Here is a 409-nt window from a genome sequence, read left to right as displayed (position 1 = left end):
CGACCCTCACCTTGGCAAGGTGATGCTCTACCACTGAGCCACGTCCGCGCGACCGACCTCGACCGGATCTCTCCGGCGTTTTTCGGCGCGTCACAGACTCTAGCCGACAGATGGGGCAAGAGTCCAAATAGCCCCAGGTGGGAGGGGTGGAGGGCTTGGTGTCGCGGCTCACGGCCCGCGGACGATGGGCGAAGTGGCCTGTCCGGGGACTCGGTCGAGCTCGGTCCGTGCGGGTCCGGAGCGCGAGGCTGCCGCTGACAGGTCCACGAGACGGGTCTGGGTGCAGGGTCCGGGAATGGCGAAAGGCCGTCCCGGTGGGGACGGCCTTTTGTGTGGTGGGCGATACTGGGATCGAACCAGTGACCTCTTCCGTGTCAGGGAAGCGCGCTACCGCTGCGCCAATCGCCCA

At 67.0% G+C, this 409-nt stretch carries 1 tRNA gene; it reads right to left on the bottom strand.

The annotated features are described in order from the left end of the window. Positions 1 to 333: 333 nt before the first annotated feature. Positions 334 to 408: transfer RNA gene (locus tag IE95_RS0118325), tRNA-Val, on the bottom strand. Between the last annotated feature and the right edge of the window lies 1 nt (position 409).

Source organism: Oerskovia turbata, from assembly GCF_000718325.1.
GTDB classification, from domain to species: domain Bacteria; phylum Actinomycetota; class Actinomycetes; order Actinomycetales; family Cellulomonadaceae; genus Oerskovia; species Oerskovia turbata.
Note: the sequence above shows the minus strand (reverse complement) of the source record. Positions and strands in the feature narration are given on the sequence as shown.